General features: G+C 32.5%; 15 protein-coding genes and 2 pseudogenes. 7 read left to right on the top strand and 10 right to left on the bottom strand.

Annotated elements, in window-relative coordinates; genetic code table 11:
* Positions 1 to 279: 279 nt before the first annotated feature.
* The 3 genes and pseudogenes from LPC09_RS26665 to LPC09_RS26655 form a co-directional block, all read left to right on the top strand.
* Positions 280 to 366, top strand: a pseudogene (locus LPC09_RS26665) (Rep protein); the annotation flags it as partial.
* Between the two features lie 517 nt (positions 367 to 883).
* Entirely contained in the window at positions 884 to 1,399 is a 516-nt protein-coding gene (locus tag LPC09_RS26660; protein WP_212137858.1) for a matrixin family metalloprotease, read from the top strand.
* Between the two features lie 16 nt (positions 1,400 to 1,415).
* The gene (locus LPC09_RS26655) at positions 1,416 to 2,039 is read left to right on the top strand and encodes a hypothetical protein (protein ID WP_212137856.1); all 624 of its coding nucleotides are present in this window, start codon (positions 1,416 to 1,418) and stop codon (positions 2,037 to 2,039) included.
* A gap of 287 nt (positions 2,040 to 2,326) precedes the next feature.
* On the opposite strand, the gene LPC09_RS26650 is transcribed toward LPC09_RS26655, so the two are convergent.
* From LPC09_RS26650 to LPC09_RS27720, 6 genes are all read right to left on the bottom strand, one after another.
* Positions 2,327 to 2,497 carry a hypothetical protein gene (locus LPC09_RS26650; RefSeq protein WP_231309818.1) on the bottom strand — a complete coding sequence of 57 codons (171 nt, stop codon included), beginning with the start codon at positions 2,495 to 2,497 and terminating at the stop codon, positions 2,327 to 2,329.
* 23 nt (positions 2,498 to 2,520) lie between these two features.
* The gene (locus LPC09_RS26645; protein ID WP_098798524.1) at positions 2,521 to 3,882 is read right to left on the bottom strand and encodes a hypothetical protein; all 1,362 of its coding nucleotides are present in this window, start codon (positions 3,880 to 3,882) and stop codon (positions 2,521 to 2,523) included.
* A 3-nt stretch (positions 3,883 to 3,885) separates the two neighbouring features.
* Positions 3,886 to 4,194, bottom strand: a complete 309-nt coding sequence (locus LPC09_RS26640; RefSeq protein WP_098798523.1) for a helix-turn-helix domain-containing protein — start codon at positions 4,192 to 4,194, stop codon at positions 3,886 to 3,888.
* Between the two features lie 484 nt (positions 4,195 to 4,678).
* Positions 4,679 to 4,984 (bottom strand): hypothetical protein, encoded by a 306-nt coding sequence (locus tag LPC09_RS26635; RefSeq protein ID WP_098798522.1) that lies wholly within the window; start codon positions 4,982 to 4,984, stop codon positions 4,679 to 4,681.
* 160 nt (positions 4,985 to 5,144) lie between these two features.
* Positions 5,145 to 5,408 carry a CPCC family cysteine-rich protein gene (locus tag LPC09_RS26630; RefSeq protein WP_098798521.1) on the bottom strand — a complete coding sequence of 88 codons (264 nt, stop codon included), beginning with the start codon at positions 5,406 to 5,408 and terminating at the stop codon, positions 5,145 to 5,147.
* A gap of 207 nt (positions 5,409 to 5,615) precedes the next feature.
* On the bottom strand, positions 5,616 to 5,981 hold the full coding sequence (locus LPC09_RS27720; protein ID WP_098798545.1) for a DUF4304 domain-containing protein: 366 nt from the start codon (positions 5,979 to 5,981) through the stop codon (positions 5,616 to 5,618).
* 455 nt (positions 5,982 to 6,436) lie between these two features.
* On the opposite strand from LPC09_RS27720, the pseudogene LPC09_RS26620 reads away from it, so the two are divergent.
* Positions 6,437 to 7,671: pseudogene (locus LPC09_RS26620) on the top strand (IS110 family transposase).
* Between the two features lie 502 nt (positions 7,672 to 8,173).
* Here LPC09_RS26620 and spoIIP read toward each other — a convergent pair.
* Positions 8,174 to 9,190 carry a stage II sporulation protein P gene (gene spoIIP, locus LPC09_RS26615; protein ID WP_212137854.1) on the bottom strand — a complete coding sequence of 339 codons (1,017 nt, stop codon included), beginning with the start codon at positions 9,188 to 9,190 and terminating at the stop codon, positions 8,174 to 8,176.
* 545 nt (positions 9,191 to 9,735) lie between these two features.
* Complete coding sequence (locus LPC09_RS26610; RefSeq protein WP_098799775.1) at positions 9,736 to 10,320, bottom strand: YdhK family protein; 585 nt, start codon at positions 10,318 to 10,320, stop codon at positions 9,736 to 9,738.
* Between the two features lie 450 nt (positions 10,321 to 10,770).
* Here LPC09_RS26610 and LPC09_RS26605 point away from each other — a divergent pair, with 450 nt between their 5' ends.
* The 3 genes from LPC09_RS26605 to LPC09_RS26595 all read left to right on the top strand — a co-directional run bounded on the left by LPC09_RS26605 (position 10,771) and on the right by LPC09_RS26595 (position 13,683).
* Positions 10,771 to 12,141 carry a HAMP domain-containing sensor histidine kinase gene (locus tag LPC09_RS26605; RefSeq protein ID WP_098799774.1) on the top strand — a complete coding sequence of 457 codons (1,371 nt, stop codon included), beginning with the start codon at positions 10,771 to 10,773 and terminating at the stop codon, positions 12,139 to 12,141.
* 1 nt (position 12,142) lies between these two features.
* Positions 12,143 to 12,820, top strand: a complete 678-nt coding sequence (locus tag LPC09_RS26600) for a response regulator transcription factor (protein ID WP_098799773.1) — start codon at positions 12,143 to 12,145, stop codon at positions 12,818 to 12,820.
* Between the two features lie 707 nt (positions 12,821 to 13,527).
* Positions 13,528 to 13,683 carry a hypothetical protein gene (locus tag LPC09_RS26595; protein ID WP_176551259.1) on the top strand — a complete coding sequence of 52 codons (156 nt, stop codon included), beginning with the start codon at positions 13,528 to 13,530 and terminating at the stop codon, positions 13,681 to 13,683.
* A 200-nt stretch (positions 13,684 to 13,883) separates the two neighbouring features.
* On the opposite strand, the gene LPC09_RS27715 is transcribed toward LPC09_RS26595, so the two are convergent.
* The gene (locus tag LPC09_RS27715; protein ID WP_251406362.1) at positions 13,884 to 13,988 is read right to left on the bottom strand and encodes a hypothetical protein; all 105 of its coding nucleotides are present in this window, start codon (positions 13,986 to 13,988) and stop codon (positions 13,884 to 13,886) included.
* 176 nt (positions 13,989 to 14,164) lie between these two features.
* Positions 14,165 to 14,911, bottom strand: coding sequence for a YwmB family TATA-box binding protein (locus LPC09_RS26585; RefSeq protein ID WP_098799772.1), 747 nt, complete (start codon positions 14,909 to 14,911; stop codon positions 14,165 to 14,167).
* Positions 14,912 to 14,995: the final 84 nt, after the last annotated feature.

The following is a 14,995-nucleotide window of genomic DNA, read 5'->3' as shown; positions in this document are numbered from 1 at the left end:
GGTGAGCGCCCTACTAAACTAAGATTTATTCCTTATGACAACGCAAAAAAGCCCTATGGGCAGACTTCCTCTAAGAGAAAATACTACCCATAGGGCTTAAAACTTCAATGCAAGGCTCTATCTGAGCAATAAGAAATAAATATATGGTTATTATACTACTTTTTTTTATTAGATCAAATAAGTTATTTAACTACTAAAAGCCAACACTTACCTTTAACTATTTTTGTTCAAAGTGCAAGTATATCTTCTTCATAACCTACTATATACATGTAATACTAACTTACTATGAGATTAATTCAACACTCTTTAAAAAATCTTAAAGATCAAAATGGTAAAAAGGTAAGTTTTCCTGCAAAGTTTTTTTAATAAAGATTTTAGATCGTATCTGTAAAGTGATACGGTCTTTTTTTATTTGTATTTATTTAAAAAGGTGACACCCTAAAAACCTTAACAAACCTAGTCATATCAACTCTTCAAGTCACTTTTTAAAAACCCTCTCTATTATCACTATTATTTAATAGCAATTCGCCCTTTGGTTTTGCAAACCTGTATTTCATAATTTTTCGTTAATGTCTTAAAGACTAAAAGGTTGCCATTAAGGCAACCAAAACCAGTTTGTATGGTGGTTTTATTCATAAAACTTAGGTGTAACCAAAAAAACCATATATACCAATGGTTTAACCGACTTTCTAGAACTTGTCCCTTCTCACTCTCTATGTTACACACAGTAATTCGCTCTTTGTTTTGCAGCATTAATTTTATTGAGATTTGGTTATGCCATAAAGGCAAATAACTTAATAGATTGAATATTTTGAATAAAAGGAGGAATTTAACATTTTTTGTAGAAATTAGTTAACTAGATATTTAAGAATAGGAGGATATTATGAAAAAGAAATTTGTTTTCTCAAGTTTATTGGTTATTGTGTGTTTACTTACTACAATATCTGCACAAGCATATGGATTTTTAGGAAATAAAGTGCCTAACCCTAAAGGAATAACTTATTACATTGGTTCTTCGGTAGGATCATGGAATACCGATGCTAGACATGGAGTTTTTGCTTGGGATCCAGCACCTGAGATTGTGATTTATGGTCAAAAATACACAAAATCACAAGCTACGATAAGATTCGAATATTCATCAACTGATACAAATGACTATGCTACAGAAGTCAGTGAATGTCGTTGTAGTACTAGTGATTATTCAAACATAACTTTCTGGGCTGATTTTGGTCCTTTATCTGATGATCGAGAAAAAGAAACGGCAGCACATGAGGTTGGACATTCATTGGGATTAGCTCATGAAGATGATGTTCCTTCAATTATGGTATCGGGGCCAGAATGGCTAGATAGTATTTATCCTGTATCAGATGATTGGTCTGGCATTCGAGCGAGATATTAAGGAGGGGAATTTTCAAATGAAATACAAAGGGATTCTAATTAAAACGATTTTAGTTTCACTAATCTTTTTTGGTGGTATTTATATTTACAAAGATAACGAACCTGTTACTGAACAGTCTTTTTATGGTCACGGAAAACATGAAGGGTTTGAAAGTGTTGAAGCTATGGAGCATAAATCCACTTTAATTGTTATAGGGAAGAAATTAAATAAAGAGGAACCTACCATACTAGAAGATGGTGTAGTAGGTGAAGATGGATATGAAGGTATTATGGGTGGCTATACAATATCAAATTTTCAAGTTAAGAAGGTTATTAAAAATACTTCTGGTCAAGAAGTTATTAAAAATGATGTGATTTCTGTATTAGAAAATGCTGCTAGTGATACTATTGGTGATGGCAAAAAAAAGGTTAATTATTCTTTAGATGGATATGAACTTATGGAAAAAGGTAAACATTATATATTATTTATGGATGAAAGTAGCTCTGATCCTGGAACATTTATCCCTGTAGGTGCTGTATATGGTAAGGCTCCATTAGAAACAGATGAATTAGAATTTAATGGTGATGATAAAAGTGTTAAAAAACTAATTAAGGAAGCAAAAGCAAAATATAAAGATAAAATCAATTTGGTTGAAAATTAAAGCTAAGAGTATATCATATACATCTTTAGTTACCATAACATCAACAATACGAAGCGAGTAAAAGAGCCAAACTCAATGATATCAACGGGTTGGCTCTTTGTTACTTTTATAGATTATGCATTATTTTATACAATATTGATAGATTAACCTTTTTAGGGTATTTCTTAAATATTTTTGAGGTTCTTTGTTCACATAATGAGAGATATTGATTTTTTATTCTTATTTAGGATTTTACTATGGCTTAGAAAATATTAATTATTTAAACCTCTTTCAATACCACCAAAATTTCAATCAATTGCGGTAAATGAAAAAGATATATAAAGAAGATAAAGTGTGATAATAGCTAATAAACTGAACTTTCTCCATTCAATCTCGTGATACTTTAATCTATATTGTATTAATTCAATAAGTTGCTCTTGTTCTCCTATAGACCAATGTTTATAAGTTCTTTTTTGCATATTTCCTCTAATATATTTTCACTCTATTTCTTACTAAAAAAGGACCAACGCTTCCTCTTTGATTCTGGTAATAATTTACTAAGCAGTTCTTTCCCTACTACTTTTTCTGTAAGAATTGCCATCGTGCTTTTTAGTTCATTTTTAAACTCATCATCTTCGGGTATATGCTCCCATGTGGAACATCCTTTTATTAAAGCTGTCGTCATTTCATGAACATATGGTATATGGTAGACGTCTCCATTAATTGAAAATGAATCCCTTAGTTTATCTTCATACTTTGTACGCAGGTCTTTTGTTGAGTAGTTTAAAATCATTGAAATCTTTTCAGGGGGTATTTGTTTTCTAAACTCGCTATACTCATCAACGCTTCTATTCACTCGCACTGGATCAAAAGTTGAAGTAATGAATATATGGTCTGCTTGCTTTAAGATAACCCTTTCATGCTCATGTGTTAAATTATGAGACATATCATAAACGATTATAGGAATTTGACGTGCATATCCAATGAGATAAGCCGTTTTTAATAAAGACCACTTTTCTAATAAGTCGTTAGGTCCCTTTATGATATACGTAACATTCTCAACTTCTATATCGCTGCCCTTACGAATAACTTGGTCTTTATCTATACTTGAAAACCAACTTTTCCAATCTTCTTTTACTCTAACCTCTCCATCTATTGCTTCATACCAATATGGAGCTGCATATGGGCTTTCTACAAGACCTACATGAAGATTCAATGTTGCAAGGTGTTCAGCAAATAACTTAGCCATAGAGGACGATCCAGCCCCCTCAAACGCACTAGCAAACACTATTAATTTAGGTTGTACAATTAATTGTTGATATACCGGAACAATCTTTTCAACAACTCTTCCTTCTTGCGGACGTACACCGGAAACAATAATCTCTTCAGCAGCCTTTATCTCTTCTTCTACTTTCTTTTTTTTCATATCTTCTGTGGCTTTTTCAACTTGATTCCTGAAGCGGATTATATTTTTGAAATTTGGTTCTTGATTTAACTGCTGGATATAATCTTTTGGAAATGTACCTTCGTTAAAGATATCAGTAATGTTAAAAGTGGTTAGCTTTGCTAAAAATAAGTCATCTTCAGATCGATCACAGAAGAAAACGATCCTCAAATTATAACTAAAACGCCTAATATCCTCTATAATATTTTCCCATTCAACATCTGACTCACCACGATTATTACTTTCACCTAATAAATCATCACCTATAATAGTCATTTCCGGAGATACTTCATTTATTTTTTTCACCAGTGATCTTCTTGTAGGAACGATAGCAACAACATGACCTATACCAGATTTTTTTATATCCTCCTGTATCATGGCATCTAAATGTTCATTACCAGTGCCAATAATAACATCCATCTTTTAACTCACACCTTTTTTCTGACTATAGAAAAAGACTTTTTCTAACACTTCTCTAAATTCGATATATGAGACCTTTTCATTACTATGCAATGATTGAAAGACATTCCTGGTAACGTATTCCCATACCTTTTCGTTAACACCTGACGTTCCTGATTCCATTTTAGAAATCGCACTTCTAGATAAATTTACTCTTTCCGCTAATTCTGATTGAGTTAATCCAAGTTGCTTTCTAAATAAAAGGACACACTCCCCTTTATGAGGAGGGAGTAATATTTCAATTAAATTTGGATAAACAGATAAAAATTCCATCTTCTCTTCCTTTCTTAAGCAAAAAAAAGACGCACCTATCTCTTAGTCTTGATACCAAGAGATAAATGCGTCTTCCGCCTAACGATTCTATCAATTTACATTAAATTATACGTCAATATTCCCATATTATAAAGAAAAACTTTTTCCTAATATCAGCTTTTGATTAAAATTAATCATTTCAACAAATAATCTAGTTAATCAAAATACTGTTTTCAATTTTAATTTAATCAATACCTTCTGTAGCTTTGAAATAAAGTTTGATCAAAAATACCTTGCAAACCCATATTTTACGATAAATAAAAAGAATCCATTTTGAAAAAAGATTGATCAAAATGGATTCTTCTCCAGCAGATTTAAGTTTGGTTTTTATAAAAAAGTTTGATCATTCTACCTACGTTGTTTCACAATCTCGCTTTTTATTGTCGAAGAAAGAAAGCATTCAATTTGGATCTTACAAAAATAAGTAACACCCATTCTCAATTCATTAATTCAATAAAGTTCTAACATTATTTAAAAGCAATTGAAGTTTTATCACTCCAAGTTTCATTATAGTTTTAAACGCTCTTTTTGCCAAAGGTATGTTTAGTATACCAACTATAGTTATAACAATTAGGGCATAGCATGATATTTTTATCCAAGAAAATTGTGATGAAAAACCATCAGCACTAAACTCTGTTATTTCACGTATACTCCACCAACTCCGAGGATCAACAAATGCTGAAGAACATAAAAGTAATACTGAAAACAAAGCTATAAATTGAAGATAAAGTTTTTTTAATACTCCTACCAAATTAATCAACTCCTTTTTCTAAATTGATTCAACATTAAATTGAAACTATCCTGCCCAATAACAAATAATGAAATAAAAAACAGACTGCTGCTACAGTCCATTAATGTTCTACTCTAGCGCTTTTATTGTGGAAGATCGAACATTGGAGTGCTAATAATTCCTACAAAGGTTTCCAATTAGGGTCTTTTATATCATTCTGGCTTGGTTTTCTAACAGAATCAATACAAAATTCTGAGCATGCACCGAATTTAATAAAGTTTTCTTGTGCTTGCCTTAATGAAACATCATTTGCTCCCCCCTGGTAATCTGGATCTCGAAATTGTACACCATCGTCTTCCCAAAAGCATATTTTACAAATTGCATATGTATCTGTTGGCTCTTCATCCAATGTTTTATATCCACAACAAGGACAAGTATATTTCATGTAATCGCCTCACTCTATATAGAAAAAAGTCTATAATATTTCCTATAAAACTATCCACTTTATGTTCATAAATTAACTGAAGGGCATCATGAAAAAGATAATACGAATTGATAATACTTTACAAGCACTTCTAAACAATCATTCATTAACTTACATAAGGCTTTTCCTTATTCATTAAAAGCGCTTTCTATTGCTGAAGATAGCAATTTACTTGAAGAACTTGGTAATCCACGAACGGTCAGATACATTTAATAAATCTACAACAATGGATGCAACTTTCTCAAAATCTTCTACTGATTTTGCATTTTCAAAATTAAACCATATACCGTCTTCATCTATTGATTTGGCTCCTAACCTAAATCTTTCGTTTATATCATGGGCAGTAACTTTGTTTGGTGGAATGTACTCTCCCCAATGTGTTGCTATACCTTCTATTGTACAAATCGCTAATTCAACTACAAATGAGCCTCCCCATTTGTTAAATTGAAAAGTAATTAAATCTATGTTAGTTTCATTCTTTCTTCTAAAGTGAGGTAATGAGCCTTTAAATCCTTGTTCTCTTAAAAAAGGTATTGCAACTTTTTTTCAAGAAGTATTCATCATTTCCCTGTCATTCAATGCCATTTTTCATCCTCTTTTTTCTGATTGGTTTTCAACTATTCTACTCCTTTAGTATAAATGAAACTACTTACACTTCCTTTTCCTTTTCAAAGTGTGCTTCTCATTTCCTGAGGTATTTTTAAAAAAACTATAACCCTTTTTTCAAGAACAGCGCTTTGTTCGTAATATAAGTTTAACCAGGTTTTACTGGTTGAACTTTTTTTATTTAGTTTTATTATAGCGGTAGTCGGAGTAGAACGAAGCGCTTGTGGGACATGATCCCGTCCGCAAAACTGTTCACTCCCTACTTGTATAATCATGTTTCAGGCTGGTTGGGACAAAGATCCCGTTTAACAAGCGAACCTATGACAGTACAAGCAGCTCTAGGGACAACCGACTAATCTTAAATTCTAAGGAGGAGATGATTGATGAATCCAGTAATAGGTCTGGATGTTTCTAAAGGTGAAAGTCAGGTACATGCATTCTTGGATAAGGGACAACCTTTTCGTAAAAGCTTTAGTGTAAAACATACAGTAGAGGGTTTCGAAGCTCTATTAGTATTCTTAAAAGAGGTTGAAAAAGTAGCTGATGGTAAACAACCTTCGGTTATCTTAGAATCGACAGGACATTATCAATCTCCAGTCATTCAATTTTTGGAGCAACATCAATATATTTATATTATTGTGAATCCCCTAATCTCTTATCGAGCAAGAAGTGCAAGTTTAAGAAAGGTAAAAACAGACGCTGTCGATGCCTATCTTTTATGTGAATTATTCTATAAAGAAGAAATTGAACCGTATAAGAAAAGAGGTATCCAACTCTTAAACCTTCGTAATCTTACAAGGCAACAAGAGACCATTTCAAGTATCTCTTCGCAAACCAAGATACAGCTTCTAACAGTACTAGATCAGGTATTTCCTGAGTATAGAGGGGTCTTTGGTGATTTGTATTCGAAAGTATCTTTACAGACTCTTTCCTTGTTCCCTACTTCTGAACATGTATTAAGTACTACAGAATCAGTATTAACTGAAAAGATTGTATCGTTATGTACAAGACGTTCTGAAAAGTGGGTGAAGCAGCATTACGAAATCCATTTCAAAGCAATTTGTATGAAAGCCTTATTTTTAATTTAAAGATGTTAATAGCCATTGTTCTTCAATACCAAGAGCATCTATCACAACTTGAAGCAGAAATAGATGCCCTCGCTAAAGAAATGGAAGAATATAAGATTATCCAGTCTATCCCTGGTATCGGAGGGAAGATTGCGGCAACAATCATATCCGAAATTGGAGAAATAGATCGGTTTAATCACCCTAAAAAATTAGTTGCCTTTGCAGGAGTAGATCCAAGCGTTTACTCTTCTGGACGATTTACGGCAACCCAAAATCGGATAACGAAAAGAGGATCCAGAAGGCTAAGGCAAGCATTATTTATGGCTGTATACTGTGGAATTCGAGATGCCCGAAAGCAAAAGACGAGTGACACTGTTATTCCTAGGAATAGAAAATTAAGAGAGTTTTACGATAAAAAACGCAACGAAGGTAAACCCTATAGAGTAGCAAGTATCGCTTGTGTTAATAAGCTTTTACACTTAATTTACGCACTTTTAAAGAACAAAACTACTTTCCAAGAATTAGCTTGGAGACTATATTTATCAATATAAAACAAAACCTTCCAAATATGAAGATAAGGAAGGTTATTTAGCATACTCATTTTTAGTATATCATCATTATTTTAATTTTTTTATTGAAAAATGTTGACAACTATTAGCTGGTTTCGTAATATCTAATTTTCTCTTTATTTACCCCACTTTTATCAGCAAGTTTACTAATAAGATAACTCAAATAATTCACCCCATAACAAATTTAAACCGTGTACCATAGTACACGGTCAAGTATATTATTTATTTTTCTTCCTCAAGTATCCTGCTGCATTCATTAGAAAAGACTATCTTTTAAAATAAAGATATTCCTCTTCATATAATACGAAAAGTTTATGAACAAACTACCTGTTTGCTTCCCTCGCTTCTGCATTTTGTTCATTAATTCATAAGTAGGAAAAGTCCTATTCATATATTTTAGAATTAGAGACTAACATAATCGATAGAAATTAAATTCTCTCTCTTTTACTCTTAAACCTAAACAATAATTTCCCATTAAATAAAATTAATGCACTGTTTGCCAATAATATTCACTTATAACATTTCCTAATAAATCTGCAGTACGGTAAAGCTCATCAATTCGATTTTCTACTCCACCAATTTCAATAATGACACTATTAGGAGATAAATCTTGATTATATACACCGTTACCTTGTTCGCTACTTTTAATAATTACACCCCTCGATAAACCCGGGTAACTTTTTTCGATCATATCATTAATTGAATTAGTGAATTTTAGATTCTCCTCGTAGTTTTCATGTGAACTTCCAATTACAAACGAAATCTTCGCATAGGTATTCCCGTTAATAGTAGTTGTTGATAAATTTCTAGGCAATGAATCGCGATGAATATCAAAATTCATTTCTAAATCTGGATTAAACTTCATCTCATTCAGCACGATTTCTCTAGACAATTGATATGAGCTTCCAAAATCCAAATCCCGTTCCCCAAGAATACTGATGATATCAACGTCACTTACTCTATTCCCTATTCCATTCTGTTTCAACACATTTCCTAAGCGGTCTCCAACTAGGGTTACATTGAATTTTGAATGGTAAGACATCTCGGGTGCTGTGCCCTTTTTAAAATAAGGTAAGAAGGATTCACGATTATGAGAAGAGTAAATAAAAACAACCTTTCTGCCGAATGTGCTATGAAATTTGTTTTTATCTATAATTGGCACTCTTGGCTCTTTAAAAATATTATCTAAATGTGCATTTATTTTTAATTGGTCTAAGGCCCCATCATTATTAAGAGCTTCTTCCTTAGGGACTATTTCTTTTCCACTAACTTCCATTAATTTCTCTTCACCTTTAGACGCACTAATTATCTTTGAAGTAGTCCCAGCAGTTAAATGCATTTTCGGAATTTCACTATTATTACCTTGCTTTTTTTCAAAAGTAGTTTCTTTATCATTCATATCTTTTAAAAGAAAGAAATGTATGTAAATTAATAAACTTATCAATAAACTAACTGAAATAACTATTAAAAGCTTTAAATCTTTTTCACTTAAGTTTCTCACTATAATACCTCAATTAGTAGTTATTTATTATATTTATCGGTTTAAATAGAGATAATGTTTATATTAATAACATGATTAAATAAAGCTGAGAAATTAAGATATATTTAAAAATGCATTAAATAAGGGGCTTTTTTTGGAAGAAAAGCAGAATATTTTTTCTAATACTTGCTCACTTTGGAGTCATTTTAATTGCAATTGTGCAATTGGGTTAACTGGTCCCAGTACATATTCAGTAAAGAAACAATATGTATTAAATGAAGGGGTTAGGAAAATACCCTTCATAACTTTAATCTACTGCAATTTCAAACAACTTTAAATACTAAAAAAAGAAATGTAGACCCTTTGTCTACATTTCTTTCAAGAATTTTTTTAGAATCAGAGCATCGGCGTCAAAATTATGATTTAAGTCACACAATTATTAGATATTTAATATTGAACAGAGTATTTGCTTGATATTATCTAAAGTGAACTCTTTCTTCGTATATCAACTCTTTTATACACTCTTTTGATTGATTAAAAATATATTGTTTTTGTTTGTTCAAACATTATTCAGTCGGTGATAATTCACTTTCTGTTACCCATTTGTGATTTTTAACTTCTTCTCCACCGGTAGTTGGAGTGAAATCAACCATATAAACTGTCGTTGCCTCGGCTGAAGTAATTTCAGCTGTTGCTCCATCCATGCCTTCCATATGAGCTGCATCTATTGTGATTTCTGTTCCAGGTTCTAAAGGTTCTTCACCAGCGTCTGGAATTTCCTCGTGAATAACCCACTTATGGTTTTCCACTCTTTCTCCACCAGTTGTCGGAGTATACGAAATAGCATAAACGATAGTATCATAGGCACCTACAATTGTTGCTTTGGCACCCTTCATCCCTTCCATGTGTTCTGATTCGATAATCGCTTGACTTCCAACCCCATAGGTTGGATTTTCTGCTACTTTCAAATCTTCAGGAACTTCACCAGAGCTAGAATGGTTCATGTTACTATGATCCATTCCATCCATGTTCTCTGTATTTTCTGTGCCTTCTGTGTTTTCATTATTAGGGTCGGAGCATGCTCCTAATACTAAGAAAAGGGCTGCTAATAATGATAGTAATGCTGATTTTTTTATTCTTTTTGTCAACATGTAAATAACTCCTCCTTTGACATTTGACAATACCATATCAACAAAATGTGCAGAAATTATGGAGTAGGCTCAATTTTTTAACTAAACCCCAGGTAAAATACTTGACCATGACCATACATAAAAGCACAATCAATGCAAAATTGCGCACTTAATAAAACGAGAAACTTTATAGTTAGAGTTCCTAGACCTTTTCAAGGTTAAATGCTTTTGTACTGAATTCAAGCCCCTATTTTGTAACAATTTTTTATTTATGGGCTGCACTTACTAGATGTACAAATTCATTTCTATGCTTTTCTTAAGCAAAATGAGTATTCATTGACCCTATTCATGAACTCCGATAGTTTATTTGAATTCCAGTCCTACATTTTTAAGTATTATCAAGTTCCCTGCACAAAATCTTCAAACATTTAGAGTAAAATAAAAGTACTTAATTGAAAATAGGTGAATTCTGTGAAAAAACTTTCAGTAAAACTTGGAATATTATTCTTTCTGATTATTTTTGGTTTGATGACATTTATTTTTTTCTTTCTACACGAGGGAATTGTTGATTCCATGGTTGAAGAAGAGCTCAATGCTCTTCAAGCGAGGGGAAATTCTCATAGAGCTATTCTTGAAGAACAGTTTGATGTCGAAACGATAGATCATGTTGTTTTAATGGAGTCTGAATCGAATACGGATGTTGTGATTACAGATATAACTGGAAAGGTGCTCGACACTTCCTCTCCAATTAACCCTTTTAAACAATACCTAAAGACACCTACTTCTAATATTCCTAGGAATGGGCAGATCGTGGAAGGAAATTGGAGTGAAGAACCTTTTATTGCAACCGTCAGTCCTATTCAAACTGACGGACAGCTTATCGGATATATATACATGTTTCAAAATACAGCATCTGTTCATTCTTTAATTCAACGGCTAAATGAGCACTTTATTTTGGCAGGATGGATTTCCGTTATTCTCACTATTATTATTATTATTTTTCTATCAAAAGGAATCACAAAACCGCTTATTAAAATGAAAGAAGTTACCTCACAAATCAGTAAAGGGCATTTTTCTGTTTCCTTACCGAAAACGTCTGATGATGAATTAGGGGATTTAGCTAAATCAATTGAATTATTGGCTACAGATCTGAATTATTTAAAACAGGAACGTAATGATTTTTTAGCAAGCATTTCCCATGAACTTCGGACTCCTCTAACTTATATCAAAGGATATGCAGACATCGTATATAAACGTAATCTCTCTAGTGAGGAAAGAGGGAAATATTTGGAGATTATAGTAGAAGAAACGAATCGTCTGTCTCATTTAATTAAAGGGCTATTCGAATTAGCTAAAATCGACAAAAATTCCTTTGAAATTCAGGAAGACTACATCGATTTAAGCAAGTTTATTACAAAAATTGAGCAGAAGTTCTCTCCTGCTTTTCTAGAGAAAAATATGAACTTTAAAGTTATCTGCCCTTCAGGCACAGTTTTAAGAGCGGACCCATTGAGACTTGAACAAATCATTTTCAATTTATTAGACAACGCAATGAAATACTCTAATGAAGGGGCACAAATCATATTACAAGTATGGAAATACAAAAATTCTATTCATATCTCTGTTCAGGATAACGGAAAAGGGATACCTGAAAAAGACATCCCTTATATCTTTAATCGTTTATATCGAGTTGATAAATCTCGATCACGATCTCTTGGAGGTATGGGACTTGGTCTAGCGATTGTAAAAGAGCTTGTTCACGCACATGGTGCCGAAATTAATGTAAAAAGTAAGGAAAATGTTGGTACAGAATTCGAACTAATTTTTAAAGGAGATCAGTAGAATGAAAACAATTTTATTAGTAGATGATGAAACGTTGATGCTAGATTTATTATCCTTGTACTTGTCACCATTGGGATACAACTGTATTAAGAAAGAATCAGCAATTGATGCAATTGAATACTTAACATCACATTCAGTAGACCTTATTTTATTAGATGTTATGATGCCAGACATTGACGGCTGGAAAGCATGTCAGGAAATCCGAAAATACTGGGATACCCCCATTATTATGCTGACCGCTATGAGTGAAAAAACGGATATTGTAAAGGGATTAAAGAATGGTGCAGATGACTATATTTCCAAACCTTTTGACGAGGAAGAGCTGACTGCAAGGATTGAGGCAGTTTTGCGAAGACAAAAGAGTGAAACTGGGAAAATCTTATTTCGAGGCCTTTCTCTGGATCATGATTCTTTTCAAATGCATTATTCCGGAACGGAAATTTCATTAACACCTAAGGAGTTTGGGATGATGAGTTTATTTCTGAATAACCAGAATAAAGTTTTTACTAGAGAACACTTAATAACTTCTATTTGGGGATATGAAGTTTCAACTGAAGACCGGACGATTGACTCTCACGTTAGAAACTTACGTGAAAAGCTTCGAAAATCCGGTTTTCCCTCTGATGATCACTTGCTCACAGTCTGGGGAGTTGGATATAAATGGGCTGGAAAGGAATAAAAAGTGAAAAATCCCTTACTTGAATGGTTATCCTCTAACCCTCCTAGCAGTTTTAATAGGTATTGGGTTCAATATTATTATTGCTATTATAGGAATACTGCCAAACGCCTTATTCATTTTAAGAAACCTGATGACTTTTCAATATTTCTTCTACTTAGATGTTTGCCAATGTTGAATGACTTATAAAGCAGAATCAGTTTCCTTTTGATCTCAGTTAAATAAAACCTCAAAAATCAGGGGCAAGTTGGGGACTGAATGGGATGATGACGGTTTCTGGGATCCATACTTTTTACATCATTTCTTTAACATTTGGTTTTACAACGACCATGTTGCTTGGTTTTGTATACATGGATTTCTTTTTACCATACAGCTAATGCTCAAATTAGGGTAAACATGATAAATATACACAGAGCAAGTCTATTCCCTTGAAAACAAGGAAAATCGATTTGTTCTAGAATTGTTGTTTTTTTATTGGTTAGACCTAGGAAAGTATGACATACTAACACCAAGTTCATCGTCATCTCGTTTCTAAATAGTTTCATTTCCACTGATGGGGCAAGCGCTCTAAACGCCTCTCCTTCCCAGAACGATTTAGAGAATACAGGTGAGTCAATATTGGTTAAAGGTGACTCAGTAACAGGTTTACTATTAAACGAATAATTCCCTACTTCTAGGTAACAATAAATTTTTGGAAAGGAGGGATTATCATGGATAATAAACAACAACTCCAAGAATGTATTAATGAATGTGAAAGCGCAATGAGACACTTAAATAACGCTATGTCTAAAATGAGCAATGAACGTTTACAACACGCTTCAAGAGACTTACAAGAGTGCATCAATGAGTGCCGTAGCCTGTTGTAATCTACATGACCACCTATTAATCTGTAGGTGGTCATTTTTTCGCAAAATTCAAAAACGTTTTAGCACAAAAAGAACAATGAAATCAACAACAGTGACACACAAGATATTGATCCATATGGATTCTATATCAACTAATTGAATGGTTAGTGCCTTTGCGAAAGTGACAAAAAGGGCAAAGTAATTTCGTGCCTCAAATGTTTTCACAAATTCCAACTATATAAGCATCGCCTCGAAGCATATTCAGTGCCTTCAAGATCTTTTAAACTTTCTCGTTCCGATTTCCGAACGTCTAGAAACTGCTGTATAGCAAGTGTTAGTAAGGTCCCTTCTATTTTTTTCTTTAATTAGAATGAAAGTTTTACAACAATTTCTTGATCATTTAAGATTTCTAATAAATTGTCAATTATACTCTACTTAAAACCTTTAATTTTATGTACACTTAAAAATGAATGATCCTGTTACTCTTTGATAATATTGTTTTCTAGTATCCAGAAGTTATTATAGGGGTACCAATCGTAACATCAATTAAATCATCCTTTTGATTTTTCCTAAGACCTATTTGAAGATTAATTTTCTTTTCATTTATCCTTAATGTATATGACTCCAAAAGATTAGTATATGCAGATAATGAAACCAAATCATCTTCAATTAATCCTTCCACAAAGGTACCAGAGAATTCTCTTAAGAGAAGATCCCCCTCATCCCTTAATTCAAAGCCATTCTTTTCTTTCATTGTGCCTTTAAGAGTATAAAAGACTTCATTTTGTCCGTTAATTTCATTTTTAAAGTTAGCATTAATAAATTCCCATAATTCTTTATTCCAAGTTTGACCCTTAATTTCATAAGAATGATATATTCTGTACTTATTCCCTACAAGAAAGGCAGTAACTTTAACTCGCATCTCTATTTCTTTTGGTTCGATTTGTTTGTAACCAACTGTAATATAGTGCTGTTCTTCACTGCCTTCATCACGTCTAATATCCCACTTATATCCTTCTTCATCTTTTTGTATTCTTTCTATTTCTCTTTGAATATCTTTTTCACTGGTTACATCCTTAACCGGTTTCATTATATAAATTTTCCATGAATTTAATGTTATTTTTTCCTTTTGAACAATTTCTGTTAACTCCAATAATCCATTTGTATTACTTTGACTATTAACTGCCCTGTTTGTATAGAAAAAGCTTAATAGTATGAGAAATACTATAGTCATTTTGATAGATTTCATAAAAAACTCACCTCACGATTATCTTTACCTTTTCGTGAGGTGAGTATACATATTTTCTATTAATCTTTTAACTTTTTAAAATAC

This window comes from Metabacillus sp. B2-18, from assembly GCF_021117275.1.
GTDB lineage: Bacteria > Bacillota > Bacilli > Bacillales > Bacillaceae > Metabacillus.
The sequence above is the reverse complement of the archived record's forward strand: the minus strand, read 5'-3'. Positions and strand labels throughout refer to the sequence as shown.